The organism is Clostridium sp. ZS2-4, from assembly GCF_026719745.1.
Lineage (GTDB): Bacteria > Bacillota > Clostridia > Clostridiales > Clostridiaceae > Clostridium_H.
In genome coordinates this window covers 1-18,418 of the sequence record NZ_JAPPRQ010000120.1, presented here as the reverse complement: position 1 = coordinate 18,418, position 18,418 = coordinate 1, and the positions used below count along the sequence as shown (strand labels likewise).

At 32.0% G+C, this 18,418-nt stretch carries 15 protein-coding genes and 2 riboswitches; all 15 genes read right to left on the bottom strand.

The window, feature by feature from the left end:
* Positions 1-204: 204 nt before the first annotated feature.
* Positions 205-1,620: an NCS2 family permease gene (locus tag OIO11_RS13250; RefSeq protein WP_268071924.1), complete on the bottom strand. Its 1,416-nt coding sequence runs from the start codon at positions 1,618-1,620 to the stop codon at positions 205-207.
* A gap of 60 nt (positions 1,621-1,680) precedes the next feature.
* A riboswitch (purine riboswitch) is annotated at positions 1,681-1,783 on the bottom strand.
* A gap of 37 nt (positions 1,784-1,820) precedes the next feature.
* Positions 1,821-2,963, bottom strand: a complete 1,143-nt coding sequence (gene fliD / locus OIO11_RS13245; RefSeq protein ID WP_268071923.1) for a flagellar filament capping protein FliD — start codon at positions 2,961-2,963, stop codon at positions 1,821-1,823.
* A gap of 131 nt (positions 2,964-3,094) precedes the next feature.
* Positions 3,095-6,853, bottom strand: coding sequence for a phosphoribosylformylglycinamidine synthase (locus OIO11_RS13240; RefSeq protein WP_268071922.1), 3,759 nt, complete (start codon positions 6,851-6,853; stop codon positions 3,095-3,097).
* A 154-nt stretch (positions 6,854-7,007) separates the two neighbouring features.
* The gene (purD, locus tag OIO11_RS13235; protein WP_268071921.1) at positions 7,008-8,264 is read right to left on the bottom strand and encodes a phosphoribosylamine--glycine ligase; all 1,257 of its coding nucleotides are present in this window, start codon (positions 8,262-8,264) and stop codon (positions 7,008-7,010) included.
* A gap of 132 nt (positions 8,265-8,396) precedes the next feature.
* Complete coding sequence (purH, locus tag OIO11_RS13230; protein WP_268071920.1) at positions 8,397-9,899, bottom strand: bifunctional phosphoribosylaminoimidazolecarboxamide formyltransferase/IMP cyclohydrolase; 1,503 nt, start codon at positions 9,897-9,899, stop codon at positions 8,397-8,399.
* A gap of 15 nt (positions 9,900-9,914) precedes the next feature.
* On the bottom strand, positions 9,915-10,523 hold the full coding sequence (gene purN / locus OIO11_RS13225; RefSeq protein ID WP_268071919.1) for a phosphoribosylglycinamide formyltransferase: 609 nt from the start codon (positions 10,521-10,523) through the stop codon (positions 9,915-9,917).
* Positions 10,511-11,506 (bottom strand): phosphoribosylformylglycinamidine cyclo-ligase, encoded by a 996-nt coding sequence (purM, locus tag OIO11_RS13220; RefSeq protein ID WP_268071918.1) that lies wholly within the window; start codon positions 11,504-11,506, stop codon positions 10,511-10,513. The genes purN and purM overlap by 13 nt, the downstream gene beginning before the upstream one ends.
* Before the next feature lie 6 nt (positions 11,507-11,512).
* Positions 11,513-12,943, bottom strand: a complete 1,431-nt coding sequence (purF, locus tag OIO11_RS13215; RefSeq protein WP_268071917.1) for an amidophosphoribosyltransferase — start codon at positions 12,941-12,943, stop codon at positions 11,513-11,515.
* An 18-nt stretch (positions 12,944-12,961) separates the two neighbouring features.
* Positions 12,962-13,666 carry a phosphoribosylaminoimidazolesuccinocarboxamide synthase gene (purC, locus tag OIO11_RS13210; protein ID WP_268071916.1) on the bottom strand — a complete coding sequence of 235 codons (705 nt, stop codon included), beginning with the start codon at positions 13,664-13,666 and terminating at the stop codon, positions 12,962-12,964.
* Positions 13,666-14,145, bottom strand: coding sequence for a 5-(carboxyamino)imidazole ribonucleotide mutase (gene purE / locus OIO11_RS13205; protein ID WP_268071915.1), 480 nt, complete (start codon positions 14,143-14,145; stop codon positions 13,666-13,668). The genes purC and purE overlap by 1 nt, the downstream gene beginning before the upstream one ends.
* A gap of 273 nt (positions 14,146-14,418) precedes the next feature.
* Complete coding sequence (locus OIO11_RS13200; protein ID WP_268071914.1) at positions 14,419-15,783, bottom strand: alanine/glycine:cation symporter family protein; 1,365 nt, start codon at positions 15,781-15,783, stop codon at positions 14,419-14,421.
* A 59-nt stretch (positions 15,784-15,842) separates the two neighbouring features.
* Positions 15,843-15,945, bottom strand: a riboswitch (glycine riboswitch).
* 212 nt (positions 15,946-16,157) lie between these two features.
* Positions 16,158-16,406, bottom strand: coding sequence for a hypothetical protein (locus OIO11_RS13195; protein ID WP_268071913.1), 249 nt, complete (start codon positions 16,404-16,406; stop codon positions 16,158-16,160).
* Positions 16,407-16,426: 20 nt separating this feature from the next.
* On the bottom strand, positions 16,427-16,672 hold the full coding sequence (locus OIO11_RS13190) for a DUF1653 domain-containing protein (protein ID WP_268071912.1): 246 nt from the start codon (positions 16,670-16,672) through the stop codon (positions 16,427-16,429).
* A gap of 397 nt (positions 16,673-17,069) precedes the next feature.
* Positions 17,070-17,480 carry a hypothetical protein gene (locus OIO11_RS13185; RefSeq protein WP_268071911.1) on the bottom strand — a complete coding sequence of 137 codons (411 nt, stop codon included), beginning with the start codon at positions 17,478-17,480 and terminating at the stop codon, positions 17,070-17,072.
* A 394-nt stretch (positions 17,481-17,874) separates the two neighbouring features.
* Positions 17,875-18,201 (bottom strand): hypothetical protein, encoded by a 327-nt coding sequence (locus tag OIO11_RS13180; RefSeq protein ID WP_268071910.1) that lies wholly within the window; start codon positions 18,199-18,201, stop codon positions 17,875-17,877.
* Positions 18,202-18,418: the final 217 nt, after the last annotated feature.

Below are 18,418 nucleotides of genomic sequence, written 5' to 3'. Positions count from 1 at the left end.
TTTTAGCACTATAGTTTCCATATAAAATCCTCACATAAATTCTTTTTTCTATTATTTTGGATTTTTATATAGGTTTATATTAATGGTATTTTAATACATGTATTTTCTAAAGTGAAACTTATATATTCTAATTTTTCATGATAATTAAAAAAGATGCAAAACTCTATAAATACAGTTTTTGCATCTTTAAATTTTTTATATAAATTATTCCGGCAATAATATAAATCTTAATATAAACAATCCTGCCATTATGTACATTATAGGATGAACTTCCTTACTTTTTCCTGTAGCAACCTTCATTATTGGATAGAATATAATTCCTGCTGCTACACCATTAGCTATACTGTAACTAAAAGGCATAATTGCAATTGTGAAAAAAACTGGAAGTGCATCTGTAAAATCACTAAAATCTATATCCGCAACAGCTCCTAGCATAAGAACTCCAACAATTACAAGGGCTGGTGCTGTAGCTTCTGCTGGTACAATCCCTATTAATCCTCCAAAGAAAAGAGAAACTATAAATAAAATTCCTACTACTACATTTGTAAGTCCTGTTCTTCCACCTTCTGCAATACCCGCTGCTGATTCCACAACTGTAGCTAAAGTAGTTGTTCCTAATGCTCCTCCTAAAGTTGTAGCAAAAGCATCAGAAAATAGAGCTTTTCTCATATTTTTAACTCTTCCATCTTCATCTAACATTCCAGACTTTTGAGCAGTTCCTACTAATGTTCCTACAGAATCAAATAAATCTACTAAGCTAAAAGTTATAATAACCATCAAAATACTTATTATTGCACCGATGACTCCACTTCCTCCATGACTTAACAACCCTGGAAAATCAAAGGATAAAAAAGTTTTTCCAATTGGCGGCACATAAAATAATTTTAGGCCACTTGTCTGAGTTATGCCCATAGGTATCCCTACTATTGTAGTTAAAATAATTCCTATTAACATTGAACCTTTTACTTTACGAGCCATAAGTATTGCAGTTATAGATATACCGATTATAGTTAATGCAGTATGTGCATTTGTAAAACTGCCAAAGCTAACCAACGTTCCTGGATTTGCAACTATAACTTGTCCGCTTTTTAGCCCTATAAGCGCTATAAAAAGACCAATACCTCCTGTTATAGCTAACTTTAAATTATCCGGAAGAGAATCAACTATCTTTTCTCTTATAGAAGTAAGCGTTATTAAAATAAATATAAATCCTGAAATGCAAACAGCCGATAATCCCTGCTGCCATGTATAACCTAGTTTTAAACAAACACTATAAGAAAAGAAAGCTGTAAGTCCAATACCAGGTGCCAATGCAAAAGGTAAATTTGCATAAATACCCATTATCAATGTACCAATAGCTGAGGCTATACAAGTTGATGCAAAAGCAGAGCCTACTATTGGATCATTCAAAATTGTAAGACCTGCTGCTGCATCTCCAGTTGCTCCAGCTGCATTCATACCTGAAAATTTCAAAATATTAGGAATTACTAAAAGAGCATATGCTACTGTTATAAAAGTAGTAAATCCCGCTAATACTTCAGTTTTTACATCAGTATTGTTCTCTGATAATTTAAAAAATGTTTCTAAAATTGATTTTTTTCCTTCACTTGCTGTTTCCATTTAATTGTCCTCCCCTTTATAAAAAAATCTAGTAAACGGATATAAGTAAATCCGCCACTAGAATTCTACAGATTCACTCATAGCAAGAAATTTTGCGGTTTTCTCGTAGAAACTTACCGAACCATATTATCGGAATTATATGAGGTATATAATACTATTTAATTTTCTATTAGGTATAATAACATCATCTTTTTTATTAGTCAACATCTAAAATCAAATTTTTCACCCAAATCCATTTCATTAGATACAACTTTTCCTTCATTTGTATATACTGCTTTTGAATTTATAACTTTCTTTTCCTCTTCCACTTTCACAATGCTCTTCATTGTAATTAATTCATTTTCTATAATTTCACCACAAAATTTAATCAATTCTAGTAAGAAATCATTTTTATCAACAAATACCTTTTTTACTTTTTCATAATCATCCTTTAAATATTTCTTAAATATATTTTTGTTTATTTTTATTGAATAACCACTATTTATTTTAAACCCTATATCCCTTAAACTTTCTTTCTCCACTTTACATAAATTTTTCATTTTAGTTTCTATTTCTTCACTTAATTTTATTTTTTTCAAGCTTTTAAAAAATAAATTATACTTCTTCACAAAACTTTGAATTTCTTCTTCAATCCTAAATGCATCTATGTTTACACTTATCATTATTTTCTCTCTGGATGCTTCTTTTAAATTCAAAATTAAGTTTCCTTCTTGCATAAAAACAATATTTTCTTCACTTTCATAAACTTTATCATTAAAAGTAAATCTAGCATTGTCAGCTTCCCTTACTATATTCCATAAACCAGTATATGAAATAATTCTTCCAGTCTTGTCAAACAATTTAAAGCTGTGACTTTCACCTGTTTTTTTAGCCTTTAACACAAGTTTTTCTATATATTTTCCATACCTTTCAATATAACCATATATTCCAGCATTCCTATTTTCTATTGAATACAGCAGTTTTTCCAATAAAATACTATTTGTATCCTCATTTTTAACATCTACAGAAATATCTACTGTTTTTTCTCCATAGGCTAAAGTAAAAATGTAGTTTCCTTCATCCAATAAGGAATATTCTTTTCCATATAAACCGTCACTTAAATTTTTCTGAATGGATGCTAATTTTAGTACCTTAACCGTATAAATTCCTACCTGTACATTATTAGTTATTCTTGGTTCCACCTTTTCATCGTTACTTGAAGAGACTGACTTTAACATAAAAGTGCCACCTTGTTCTGTCGAAGTAACCTTTTTCAATATTGCTAAAAGTGTCTCTGCATTTTCTTTTATATCAGAAATATAAAGATCTGAATTATTATCACTGAATTTGGTTAGTAAATTCATATTATTCCTCCTAAATCGGTAAACAATATTTATTTACTACATGGTATGCTTATAAATAAAAAAAAGAAGACTAAAGAAATAAATAAACTTCTTTAGCCTTCTTTTCTCTTCTCTTTCTTCTTTACATACTCTTACTTAAAGTATTGTACTCCACTTTCAAATATCTTCTGATCTTTTTCTCCTATGATATTCTTATACACATTCTTTCCTATTCTTTCAGAGTGAGCCATTTTACCTAAAACTCTTCCATCAGGACTTGTTATTCCTTCTACAGCATACATAGAACCATTAGGGTTAAACTCTATATCATAGGTAGGATTTCCATTGAAATCAACATATTGAGTGGCAATCTGTCCATTTTTAAATAATTTTTCTGCCAATTTTTCACCGCATACAAATCTACCTTCACCATGAGAAATAGCCACACTATGAACATCTCCCACTTCAACCTTATTGAACCAAGGTGATAACTTAGATACTACCTTAGTGTTTACCACCTTAGACATATGCCTTCCAATTTTATTAAATGTTAAAGTTGGACATTCTTCATCCATATCTGTTATTTCTCCATAAGGTACTAGTCCAAGCTTTATAAGAACCTGGAATCCATTGCATATACCAAGCATCAATCCATCTCTTTTATTAAGCAGATCCATCACAGCCTCTTTAACTTTTGGATTTCTAAATACAGCTGCTATAAATTTACCTGAACCATCCGGCTCATCTCCTGCACTAAAACCTCCTGGTAGCATAACTATCTGTGAATTAGTTATAGCTTTTACCATATTCTCAACAGAATCCTCAATGTTCTTTGCAGTCAGATTTCTGAATACTCCTACCTCAACTTCTCCTCCAGCCTTTACAAAAGCTTTTTCTAAATCATATTCGCAATTTGTACCTGGAAATACAGGTATATATATTTTAGGTTTAACTATACTTATTTTTGGTCCTTTAGAAACTTTTTTGTCAGAACAATTTAAACTTACTTCATCTTTAATTTCTTCTAATTTAGTAGGGAAAACAGATTCTAATGGACTTTTCCATTCTTCATAAAGTTCATCAATAGATATTTTTGTTCCATTTATTTTTATTTCTTGTTTAGAACAAGTAAATCCAAGTAAAGTATAATTTGTACCATTAAAAGCTTCCTTCAATTCTACTTTATCATCTATTTCTAAAATTATTGAACCATAATTTTCAATAAACAAATCATCACCTTTGATATTATGAGAAAAATTCATTCCAATTTTATTTCCAAAGCTCATTTTGGAAATTGCCTCAGCAACTCCTCCTGCTTTTACAGTATGTGCTGCCAACGCTCTTCCTTCACTAATAAGTTTACTTACTATACTAAAGTTTTTCTTTAGCTCTTCAAAATTTGGAATAAAATTTTCATCCATTGATGTCTTTAACAATATAACTCTACTTCCATTTTTCTTAAATTCAGGTGAAATTACTTTATCAGCACTTACAACATCTACAGCAAATGCAACTAACGTTGGAGGTACATTTATATCTTTAAAGGTACCAGACATACTGTCTTTTCCTCCAATAGCCGGTATTTCCAAAGCTTTCTGTGCATAAAAGGCTCCAAGTAAAGCACTGAATGGTTTTCCCCATTTTTCTGGTTCATCATAAAGCTTTTCAAAATATTCTTGAAGAGTAAGTCTTGTATTCTTATAATCTCCTCCTGCTGCAACAATCTTAGTTACTGCTTCAACTACTGCATATAGTGCACCATGGAAAGGACTCCATTTACCTATCTTTGGATTATAACCATAACTCATAATACTTGATGTAGAAGTTTCTCCATTTAAAACAGGAATTTTAGCGCACATAGCTTCTGCCGGAGTTGATTGATATTTTCCTCCAAAAGGCATAAGTACAGTACCTGCACCTATTGAACTGTCAAATCTTTCAATTAATCCCCTTTGACTGCAAACATTTAAATCTCTAAGAGTTTCCACCCATTTTTCAGTAATATTTTCTACAGCTTCTGAATTAAAATAAGGTTCTTTTGATGGTTTTTTAACCTTAACATCAGTTGTTTGTATAACCCCATTAGTATCTAAAAATCTTCTGCTTATATCTACTATCTTTTTACCTCTCCATGTCATTACAAGCCTGTTATCACCTGTTACCTCTGCAACCTGATTTGCTTCAAGATTTTCTTCTTCTGCATATTTTATAAATTTTTCTACATCTTCCTTATTTACTACTACTGCCATTCTTTCCTGTGATTCTGATATAGCAAGCTCAGTTCCATCCAATCCTTCATATTTCTTTGTAACTAAATCCAAATTTATATTAAGACCATCACTTAATTCTCCAATAGCAACTGAAACTCCTCCAGCTCCAAAATCATTACATTTTTTTATAAGTCTGCTTACCTCAGAATTTCTGAATAATCTCTGAAGCTTTCTTTCAGTAGGAGCATTACCCTTTTGAACTTCAGCTCCACACTGCATAATTGAACTCTCATCATGCTCTTTTGATGAACCTGTAGCACCACCGCATCCGTCACGACCTGTTCTACCACCTACCAGAATAATTGAATCTCCATTTTCAGGTCTCATTCTAATTACATTTTCTTTTGGAGCAGCAGCTATTACAGCTCCTACTTCCATTCTTTTTGCCACAAAATCTTCATCATAAACTTCCGTTACATGTCCTGTTGCCAATCCTATCTGATTTCCATAAGAACTATATCCATGAGCGGCATTTATTGTTATCTGTCTTTGTGGAAGCTTTCCTTGAAGAGTCTCTTCAATAGGCTTTCTTGGATCTGCACTTCCAGTAATTCTCATAGCTTGGTAAACATATGATCTTCCTGATAACGGATCTCTGATTGCCCCTCCAAGACAAGTTGCTGCACCTCCAAAAGGCTCTATCTCTGTTGGATGATTGTGAGTTTCATTTTTAAACATAATCAAATACTTTTCAGTTTTTCCGTCAATTTCAATTTCACGTTCTATACTACAAGCATTAATTTCATCTGATTCCTCAAGATCATCTAATTTGCCTTTTTTTCTAAGCTCCTTCATTCCCATTACAGCCATGTCCATAAGGCACATATTTTTAGGTTTATTTCCATAGACAAATTCTCTTGATTTTAAATATTGTTCATAAGCATCCTTGATAGGCTCTACATATTTATCATCTTCAAATTCTACATTTCCTATCTTAGTTTCAAAGGTTGTATGTCTGCAGTGATCTGACCAATAAGTATCTATAACCTTTATCTCTGTAATAGTTGGGTTTCTTCTTTCTTCTTCTTTAAAATATTTCTGACAGAATAATAAATCTTCAAATCCCATAGCCAAGCCATGTTTTTCTCTAAACTGTCTGATTTCTTCTTCGCTTCTATCTATAAATCCTTCTAATATCTCAACATCCTCTGGGATATTCATTTCCATTTCTAAATCATCTGGTTTTTCCAAAAAAGCTTCTCTCGAATCCACAGTATTAATGTAATATTTTTTTATTTTTTTAACCTCTTCTTCCACTATATTTCCCTTTATTATTATAACCTTAGCACATCTAATCAGAGGTCTTTCCTTTTGAGTTAATATTTGCATACATTGTGCCGCAGAATCCCCTCGCTGGTCATACTGTCCCGGTAAGTATTCAACAGCAAATACTATTTCATTTTCTCCTATCTCAATACTCTCATCATATACATTATCTACCGTAGGCTCTGAAAATATTGTATTTCTCGCTCTAATATACTCATCTTCCTCTATTCCAGCAATATCATATCTATTTAAAATTCTTAAATTTTCTATGGATTTTATATTTAAGTTTTCCTTAAGCTCTTTTAATAGTCCTTTTGCCTCAACATTATATTGAAGTTTCTTTTCCGTATATATTCTTCTAACCATAGTTTTCATAATATCTTCTCCTCATCTAATTAGATTTTATCTGATGACTACCAGCCGTAATACTCCCACTTCGAAAGTGGGAGATAACGACTGCTACGTCCCTAGATAAGGGTTTCTAAGCTTCAGATGGAGTAAAAACTCCACCCGAAGCTTAGAAACCTCTTTATACACTTTTTATCTTTCCGATATCCCTTCTATAGTAAATTCCTTGAAAAGAAACTTTCTCAATATCCTTATAAGCCTTATCTCTAGCTTCCTCTAAATTATCGCCAACTGATACTACTGATAAAACTCTTCCTCCATTTGTCAAAAGCTTTCCATCTTTATAATCTGCTCCCGCTGCAAAAACCCTATTTTCAACCTTTTCCAGTCCTGTTATCTCGAATCCTTTTTCATACTTTCCTGGATAGCCTCCTGCAACGGCCGTAACACAGCAAGCATTTCCAGACTTCCATTTTATCTCATAGTCTTTTAAGCTGCCATCTAAAGCTTTTAGTATAACTTCTACATAATCGCTGTCCATAAGAGATAAAACAGCTTGTGTTTCTGGATCTCCCATTCTTACATTATACTCTAGAAGATATACTCCTTTTTTAGTTATCATTATTCCAAAAAATACTGTTCCCACATAATCCATTTTTTCTTCTTGTATTCCTTTTAATGTAGGTTCTAAAATTTCTCTATTAAATGCATTTATAACCTCTTCACTACAATATGGATTTGGTGCAATAACGCCCATTCCTCCAGTATTAGGTCCCTTATCTCCATCAAATATCTGTTTATGATCCTTACTTGATATAAAAGGAATTATAGTTTCACCATCGGTTATTGAAAGAATTGATGCTTCTACTCCTTCTAAAAATTCTTCAATAACAATTTTAAGTCCAGCACCATTAAATATATCATCCAGCATAAAGCTGTTTATAGCTTCTTCTGCTTCTTTTTCATTTTGGCATATAACAACACCTTTACCAGCAGCAAGTCCATCGGCTTTAACAACAGTTGGATAGGAGCATTGTTTTATATATGAAAGTGCTTCCTCTCTATCATAAAACACTGCATATTCAGCACTTTTAACTTCGTACTTTTTCATAAAATTCTTAGAAAATATTTTACTTCCTTCAAGAGCAGCAGCCTTCTTTGAAGGTCCAAAAATCTTCAAATTGTTTTCTTTAAATACATCTACAATTCCATCTACCAAAGGTGCTTCTGGTCCTACTATAGTAAGGTCTATACTTTGTTTCTTGGCAAAATCTACAAGCTCATTTATTTCTTTTATGTTTACATTCTCACACTTGTCTTCATTTGCGGTACCACCATTTCCAGGAGCACAATATATTTTATTTACTAATTGACTTTGCGAAATTTTCCATGCAATAGCATGCTCACGTCCACCTGATCCTACAACTAATATCTTCATCCCTATTACAACTCCTTATCATTATTTACTCTTACGTAAATCTAAAATATTTAACTATACTTTTAAATGACAATGGACAATTGACAGCCAACAATTATATTAAATTGTCAACTGTCAATCTATTAAAGTATTCTAGTGTTTAAAATGTCTTATACCTGTAAGTACCATAGAAATGTCATTTTCATTGCATGACTTTATAGAATCTTCATCTCTTATGGAACCACCTGGCTGAATTATAGCTTTTATTCCGTATTTAGCAGCTTCCTTAACAACATCATCAAATGGGAAGAAGGCATCAGACGCTAATACTAAACCATCTTTAGCTCTTTCAAGGGCCTGCTGAGCCGCCCATATTCTATTAACCTGCCCCCCACCTATTCCTGTTGCCGTTCCATCTTTAGCTACTACGATAGCATTAGATTTAACATATTTGCACACCTTCATTGCAAATATCATATCCTTCATTTCTTCTTCAGTAGGTTTTCTTTCAGTTACTACCTCTAATTTATCTGCGAATTTATTATCCTCGCTCATAATTAAGATTCCGCCGTCAACCTTAGCAACATTATACTCATCTCCAGGCTTAACGTCACATTTTATAACTCTTAAATTTTTCTTTTTCTTTAAAATTTCTAGAGCATCCTCATCATAATCTGGTGCTATGACTATTTCTAAGAAGATTTCCACCATTTTTTCCGCGGCAGCTTTATTAACTTTTCTGTTAAAAGCTACAATTCCTCCAAAGATTGAAACAGGGTCACAAGAGTATGCCTTTATGTAAGCGTTCTCTACATCCTCTGCTATAGCCACTCCACAAGGATTATTATGCTTAAGTCCACAACAAGCTATTTCGTCAAATTCCCAAACTGTTTTCCAAGCTATATCCATATCTTTTATATTGTTATAAGATAATTGTTTTCCATTTAAAATTTCGAAATTATTTATTGCTCCCTTTCCATCAGTAGAAGTGTAATAAGCAGCTGTTTGATGTGAGTTTTCACCATATCTTAGATCCATTGATTTTTTGTATGAAAGTGATAGATATTCAGGATATTCTTCCTCCTTTAAAAGGAAATTGCTTATAGCAGCATCATACCCAGCCATTAGGTTAAATACTTTTCCTGCAAGTTTTTTTCTTGTTTCAAAATTTACATCTCCTTCAGATTCTACTTGTTCCTTAATATCCTCATAATCTTTTGTATCTGTAAGAACAATTACATCTCTAAAGTTTTTTGCTGCCGCCCTGATCATTGTTGGTCCACCAATATCAATAAACTCTACTTTTTCATCAAAGTCTAAATCTTCTTTTACCTTTTCAAAGAAAGGATATAAGTTCACAACTACCATATCAATTGGCTTTATGCCCTTTTCTTCAATAACTCTCATATGATCTGCATTTTCTCTGATAGCAAGTATTCCACCATGAAGAACAGGATGAAGTGTTTTTACTCTTCCATCTAAAATTTCATCAAACCCTGTAACTTCATTAACTTCTATAACAGGTATTCCATTTTCTTTTAAATGCCTGAAAGTTCCACCTGTTGATATTATCTCTACTCCTCTATTTACAAGAAATTTTGCAAGATCCAATATCCCATCTTTATTAAACACACTTATCAATGCTCTCTTGATCATTTTTAGTACTCCTTTCTAATCTATAATACATCTTCTTCTGTCAAATTTAACCTTACCTTCTGATATTAATTTTATAGCTTCTGGTAAAGCCTTGTGTTCCTCTACCAATACTCTCTTTTGTAGTATTTCCGGAGTATCATCATTACAAACTTCTACAGCCTTCTGAATAATTATACTGCCTGTGTCTGTACCTTCATCTACAAAATGAACTGTACATCCTGTTATTTTCACTCCGTATTCAATAGCTTTTTCGTGAACCTTTAAACCATACATTCCCTTTCCGCAAAAAGACGGAATCAAAGATGGATGAATATTTATAATTCTATTTTTAAATTTATCTATAATATTACCTTTTAAAATAGATAAAAAGCCAGCTAGTACTATCAAATCTACTTTTCCATCTAATATTTCTAAAATCTTGTCTGAAAGATTGGCCCCATATTCCTTTCTTTCAAATACCAAAGTTTTTATGTTATGTTTTTTAGCTCTTTCTATTGCAAAAGCCCCCATTTTATCACTTATTACATACTCTATACTGCAATTCATATAATTACTTTCTATACTATCTATTATTGATTGAAAATTGCTTCCACCACCGGATACTAGAACTGCTATTTTAAACATACTCCTTTTCCTCCAGCTTCTACATGACCTATCTCGTAAGCTTTACTTCCCATATCCTCAATTTCACTTATGATTTTCTCAACATCTTCTCTGCTGACACATAATACAAAACCAATTCCCATATTGAATGTGTTATACATATGTTCTTCTTCCACACCCAAAGACATTATATATTTAAAAACAGACGGGATTTCAAAGCTTTTCTTATTTATAACAGCTGTAAAGTCTCCTTTAAACATTCTTGGAATATTCTCATAAAAACCGCCCCCAGTAATATTAGCCATTCCTTTTATTTTATACTTGTTTAATAAATTCAAAACTGTTTTTACATATATTTTAGTAGGAGTTAAAAGTATATTACCTATTTTGTCTCCATCAAATTCTTCATGTAAATTTGTAACAAGTTTTCTTACTAAAGAATATCCATTACTGTGAATTCCAGAAGATTCAATTCCAATCAAAACATCTCCATCTTCTATCTGGCTTCCATCTATAATTTCTTCTCTTTCAACTATCCCCACACAGAATCCAGCAACATCATATTCTCCTTCTTTATAGAACCCTGGCATTTCAGCTGTTTCGCCACCAATCAAGGCACAATCACCTTGAATACATCCATCGCTGATTCCTTTTACCAAATCTGCTGCATTTTCTGCATTAAGCTTTCCACAAGCAATGTAATCTAAAAAGAAAAGCGGTTTTGCTCCATGGCATAGAATATCATTAACACACATTGCTACACAATCTATACCTACTGTATCATATTTCTTCATTTCAAAAGCTATCTTTAGCTTAGTACCTACTCCATCAGTTCCTGATACAAGAACAGGATTTTTATACTTCGGAAGTTCATACATTCCAGCAAAGCTTCCTAAACTATTTAGAACTCCACTATTAAAGGTTTTTGCTGCATGCTCCTTCATTAGTTTTACAGCTTCATATCCCTCTTCGATATTTACTCCAGCTTCTTTATAAGTTGCCATAACATCCTACCTTTCTAAACAATCCTTTGAATTTTCAATAGGAGCTGATACTGGATATTCTCCATTAAAGCATCCCATACAAAATCCTTCTTTACCTTTAAAAGTACTTAATAAACCTTCCATGCTTAAATACCCCAAACTATCTGATCCTATTAAGTCATTTATTTCTTTTACCTGCATTTGTGCTCCTACCAATTCACTTCTGTAAGGCGTATCGATTCCAAAGTAACAAGGGAATTTTACTACTGGAGAAGAAACTCTAAAGTGAACTTCCTTAGCACCTGCTTTACGCAGCATTTGTACTAATCTTTTACTGGTAGTTCCTCTAACTATAGAGTCATCTATAAGAACTACTCTTTTCCCTTCAACATTTACTTTTAGTGCATTCAACTTGACCGAAACGGCTCTTTCTCTCATTTCTTGTGATGGGGATATAAAAGTTCTTCCCACATATCTGTTTTTTATAAGACCTATTCCATAAGGTATTCCAGAAGCCTTAGCATACCCAACTGCTGCTGGTATTCCTGAATCTGGAACTCCAATTACTATATCAGCATCTACTGGTGCTTCCTTGTAAAGTCTCTCTCCTGCTGCTAACCTTGAATTGTATACATTTATTCCATCTATGACACTATCAGGTCTGGCAAAATAAATATATTCAAAAGCACATGTCATGCATTTAGTTCTTTCAGCAAATTGAACAGATTTGATTCCGTTATCATCTATTATAACAATTTCTCCTGGATTTACATCTCTTATAAATTCAGCTCCAATAGCATCCAGTGCACAACTTTCTGAACAAAATATATAATCTTCCTCTATTTTACCAATACATAAAGGTCTTATACCATTAGGATCTCTAACTCCTATAAGCTTATCTCCAGTAAGTATAACTATTGCATATGATCCTTTAATTGCTCCAATAGCATCAATAACTGCAGTTTCTATACCTTTCTTGGCCTTTCTTGCAATTAAATTCAATATAACTTCCGAATCTATAGATGTTTGAAACAAAACCCCAGCATCTTCCAAAAGTTCTCTTATAATATCCGCATTAACCAAGTTTCCGTTATGCGCTATAGATATATCACCTAGCTTAAACTGTCCTAAAAGAGGTTGAGCATTAGCTGCTTTACTAGAACCAGTAGTTGAATATCTTACATGCCCAATAGCTGCTTTACCATTCATTTCTTTCAATATATTTTCATTAAAAATCTCAGATACAAGTCCCATATCCTTGTAACAGATATGTTTATTTCCATCTCCAACCACTATTCCTGCACTTTCCTGACCTCTATGCTGAAGAGCATAAAGACCATAATAAGTCATAGTGGCAACATCTAAATTTGATTTGGAGTATACTCCAAATACTCCACATTCTTCTTTAAATTTATCTTGAAACAACTCATTATCCATTATGAATTCCTTATTATTCATAACCTTCCCCTCAATCTATTAATTATTTGCATTATCAATTCTTTTTAAAATTTCTGAATATGCTTCTTCAACATCCCCTAAATCTCTTCTGAATCTATCTTTATCTAATTTTTCATTTGTGTTTGCATCCCAGAATCTACATGTGTCTGGAGATATCTCATCAGCCAAAATAACTTCTCCGTTAAATCTTCCAAATTCAAGCTTGAAATCTATGAGTTTTATATTTTGTTTTAGGAAAAACTCTTTTAATATCTCATTTATCTTAGCTGTAGAATCATAAATAGCTTTTAATTCTTCAAATGTAGTAAGTCCTAAAGCTACTGCATGATAATCATTTATTAGAGGATCACCAAGTTCATCATTTTTGTAGCATATTTCAAAAATTGTCGTATTAAGTTCTCTTCCTTCTTCAATTCCAAGTCTCTTTGCCATACTGCCAGCTGCTACATTTCTAACAATAACTTCCAACGGAACTATTTCAACTTTCTTGCAAAGCTGTTCTCTCTCACTTATTTTTTCTACAAAATGAGTTTCAACTCCATTTTTATGAAGAAGCTCAAAAATCATTGATGTAATACTGTTGTTCAATACACCTTTACCGCTTATTTCTGACTTTTTAGCACCATTAAAGGCTGTTGCATCATCCTTATAGTAAATAATTACTTGGTCTTTGTCTTCCGCTTCAAATATTTTCTTTGCCTTACCTTCATACAACATTTTCATTATAATTCCACTCCTTCAGCATTTTCTTTTATAAATTTTTCCTTCATATTTTCTCTGAATTTTACTAAATCTTCTTTTAATTCTGGATATTTCAAAGCTAAAATTTGAACTGCAAGCATTCCTGCATTTGCACTATTATTTATTCCTACTGATGCTACTGGAATTGGCTTTGGCATTTGAACAATTGATAGAAGTGAATCTAACCCATCTACTGCTGCGTTAATCGGTACACCTATAACTGGTAAGATAGTTTGAGAAGCAATTACTCCTGGAAGATGAGCTGCGAGACCAGCACCTGCAATAATACATTCACAGCCTTCACACTCTATAGCTTTTAATACTTCTGATAGTTTTTCTGGAACTCTATGAGCCGACAATACATACGCCTTATACTCAACTTTAAATTCCTTTAATACTTCTGCGGCACCCTTCATTGTATTAGTATCTGATTTACTTCCAAAAATTATAGCTACTTTCATTGTTTATCCTCCTCAATTTTTTATTGATTTTAAATAGTAATCTATGATTTTAAGCATTATTTTCCGTTAACATTACATTACTTGATATGCCTAATGTTAACACTACGTTTTCAAAAAGTCAATACATTATAAGCTCTTTTTGTTAAAATATTCGTATTAATCGAATTATTAGCGTGCAAAAAAGATGCTATAATTCGTATTGGTACGAACAATAGCATCTTTAAGTATTCATTCACTAACATAATATTTTATAATTAATTACTTAATAATTCCTTACTTATTCTTCTTCTCTTCTTCTAAGATTTTGAAGTATTCTTTTGTTTCATAAACAATGACACCACTTAATCCAATTAAAGCAATTAGATTCGGTATTGCCATTAAACCATTTACTATATCTGCAATAATCCAAATTAAATCAAGCTTCAAAAAAGCTCCTGATGCCACCAATACTATATATATTATTCTATATGGCATTATGCCCTTAACTCCAAATAAATATGCAGTACATCTCTCTCCATAATAATTCCATCCTAAAATAGTGGTAAATGCGAAAAATATGAGACCTATAGTTACAATCATTTGTCCTATAATTGGAACAGATAATCCACCTTTAAAAGCTGCATTTGTCATAGCTGCTCCTTCTAAGCCTGAATTCCATGCTCCCGTTAAAATTAAAACTAATCCAGTCATTGTACAAATAACTATTGTATCAAAAAATGTACCAGTCATAGAAATCAATCCTTGACGAACACAAGATTTTGTTTTTGCTGCCGCGGCCGCTATTGGAGCACTACCTAAACCAGATTCATTTGAGAATACTCCTCTTGCAACACCGCTTTGCACTGCTTTCATTACTGTAGCACCAAGAAATCCGCCTGCAGCTGCAGTTGGTGTGAAAGCACTCTTAATTACCATTTTTATTGTTTCTGGTAAAAGTGCTGCATTGCTAGCTAATATAATAATTGAACCTACTATATAAAACGCAGCCATAAAAGGTACTGTTTTTTCTGCTACCGCTGCAATATTTTTTATACCTCCAATAGTTACAAAAGCAACTAAAACTGTAATTATTATTGCTGTTACTATTATAGGAAGGTTAAAAGTAATCTTAACTGCTTCAGTAATAGCATTTACTTGTGGGAAGGTTCCTATTCCGAAAAATGCTACGCCCACTCCAAAGATAGCAAACATTTTAGCAAGCCATTTTTTACCTAACCCTTTTTCAATATAGTACATAGGTCCTCCAGCCATTTGACCATTTTCATCTACGCTTCTATATTTTACTGCTAGAAGTCCTTCTGCATATTTAGTAGCCATTCCAAAGAATGCAGCCATCCACATCCAGAACAACGCACCAGGTCCACCTGCTTTAATAGCAGTAGCAACCCCTACAATATTACCTGTACCAATAGTTGCTGATAAGGCTGTACAAAGTGCTGCAAAACTGGATACATCTCCTTCACCTTCTGAATCATTATCCTTTGCAAATAGATACTTTAAAGCTAATGGTAATTTAAAAATTTGTAGTAATCCAAGTCTTACTGTTAAATAAATCCCTGTTCCTACTAGTAAAACGAGTAGCGGTGGTCCCCAAACCACCTGATCGATTTTGTTGAATAATTCCAATGCATTTGACATGTTGTCATCCTCCTTATGATATGAATTAATTTGGAGGAGAATAGATTATTTGTGTAATAATCCTATCCTCTGTCCTTTTACCTGAGAGTTTCAATAGCAGAATATTTGCTATCTTTCTCCTTCGGTGCCCACATTTAAATGGGTCTCTCCAGAGGCTCGTCCAATAACGGTCTCTAACTATAACATAGTTACCTGAAAGATTGACTTCTTCGGTGGATGGAAAACCATCTCTCTCCCGCTACCTTCATCCGAACACTTCTTTAGTTTTTATTAATTTTGTTTATTATTATAATAAACTTTGTATAAGAATACAAGTTCCTTTATGAAAATAATAAATTATTTTCATATTCACTATAATTTATATGCTAAATCCCTTAACATTTATTATATATTTTGGAAATAAAATTCAATCTATTAACCGTTCTCCATACAATATAGCTTAGAATTGTTTGTATTGAAAACATTGTAAACGACTTCAACAATCTTGGTGCAATTAAAACTTGAGCTGCCTTGCCTGTTATAATAATTAACCAATAAGTATTAATTATTAAATCTACAAACACTATTATCAGCCCTACTGGCACTGCAGTTCCGACTACCGACATTGAGTTTTTATAAAGCACCCCCCATATACACTACTTCATTAACCTTGTTCAACTATTCCTTCCTCCTTTATTTCTTCAAATCTATTAACAAATTTATTTCCTATATCTTTTTTACCTAAAAACATACTCAAAGGTCTTACCCATATTCCTCTCTCCCCATACAGTGCCTGATACACAACCATATCTTCAAGAGTTTCTGAATGTTTAGCTATATATAAAACCAAGTATTCTTTTCCTTTGAAATGTCTGTATTTTTTCCCAAGCTTTATTTGTCTTTCACTCATTTGATATTCCTCCTAAAATTTGATTGATGATGATATATTATTTAAATAGCATATTATTATAGTATAATATAAATGACAAAAACAAAATTTCTGATTTATCATACATTTATTATAAAATAGTTATCCATAGTTTGAAAATCTAAAATTTCCTATCAAGTAAAAAATAGTACTTTGAGCAATTGATATTTTTCATTTTTCTCAGCTAACGTTTCCATTTTCTCCTTTAACTTTACATCTATACGATGTATTTTGTTTATAAATCAAAAATAAAAAACCATACTGTTTTCACAATACGGTTTGATGTTTATGTAGTGGTAGAAACGATGCATCGCCTGACAAAACCACGAGTTAATAATTTTTATAGGAAAGCGGCACCTGTCCTTATGTATATGTAATTTTATTTAAAAAAGCTTCTTACTTTTTCTTTAAAGGGTTTATTCGTGCAATCTTTTTCACACATTTCCAACACTTGCTTTGCGATATTGCTGTTTCGCTCACCCCAATCACCGTTCACATTTTCTGTACCTGTTACTACAACCAGCACGTTGGTTTCATAATCATCAATCTCTGTGAATTTAATATAATACGGAACATATCCTCCTCCATGATTTATAAATGACACGAAGTTTACTCCACCATAAGGTGAAGTAACTCCAAAATAAATTTTAACTCTATTCCCTTCTACTGTTCTCAAATCTTCCATATGCTCAATTTTCCATCCAAGACCTATAAAATTGCATTTTAAACGTTTTTCAATATCTGCTAAGGGTTCAGGTATAGTAGTTTTCTTGATTTTAGCTATCTTCATTTGTATTCACCACTCTTTTTTGTATTGATTATATTCTAACATAATTATACTAATTATTCATTAATTTCTATGCATTTATAGCAATAGTGTTATTTTTATACTCACCATTTTTAACTCCTAAACTAGTAAGCATGATTAACATTAGCAGTTATACTAATATCTTTTCTTACTACTAATACAAATTCATCACAAATTTTAAAAGCCAAATCTATTATATTAAATCTCTATAAACCTTATCTTTAGAATTAGTTTCAATAAACATAAATTTTCACACTACTACCTTCGTCATATTTTGCTATTGTGCTTTACTTTGTTATCTCGTCTAAATTGCTAAAGGCAGATGTCATAGCAAGGATTAAAGAGAATATATCACGTTGAGTTTGTTCTTACACTTCTATATTTCTTTATTTCTCTTAAAGAAAAATACAATACTAATTAAAGATAAAATTATGCCTATCATATAAAAAGATATCGCATAAAGATATACCATTCTATCAAAATCATCTGGCGAATAAGAACCGTTTCCGCCTGGGAAAAAATATTCATGAGTAAACTCATAAGATAGCTTTGGAGCCAGTAATATACTGAATAACCCAAGCGTAAGGATAATTATAGCAGTTATTTCATGACTATATTTTTTTATAAATTGTTTTGCCATAATAAAAATATTATACTTTCTTTTGGAATCTATATATTTTGATTTTCTTGATATTTGTATCATAAAATATATGCTCCTTTACTCACATTTTTTTGCTGTTATGAATCAATTAAATTATTTGTTTAATACAGTAAATAAGAATATTATGTATTCAATTCTTACCCCTATTTTAATCTATTCTACATGTAATTTAAGTTTTTCCTCTGTTTCTTTTCTTAGCCTAATCGTTTTTTTTAGTTTTTTTCCAGCTCTTTTTACTTGCTCTAAAGCATCTTGATTT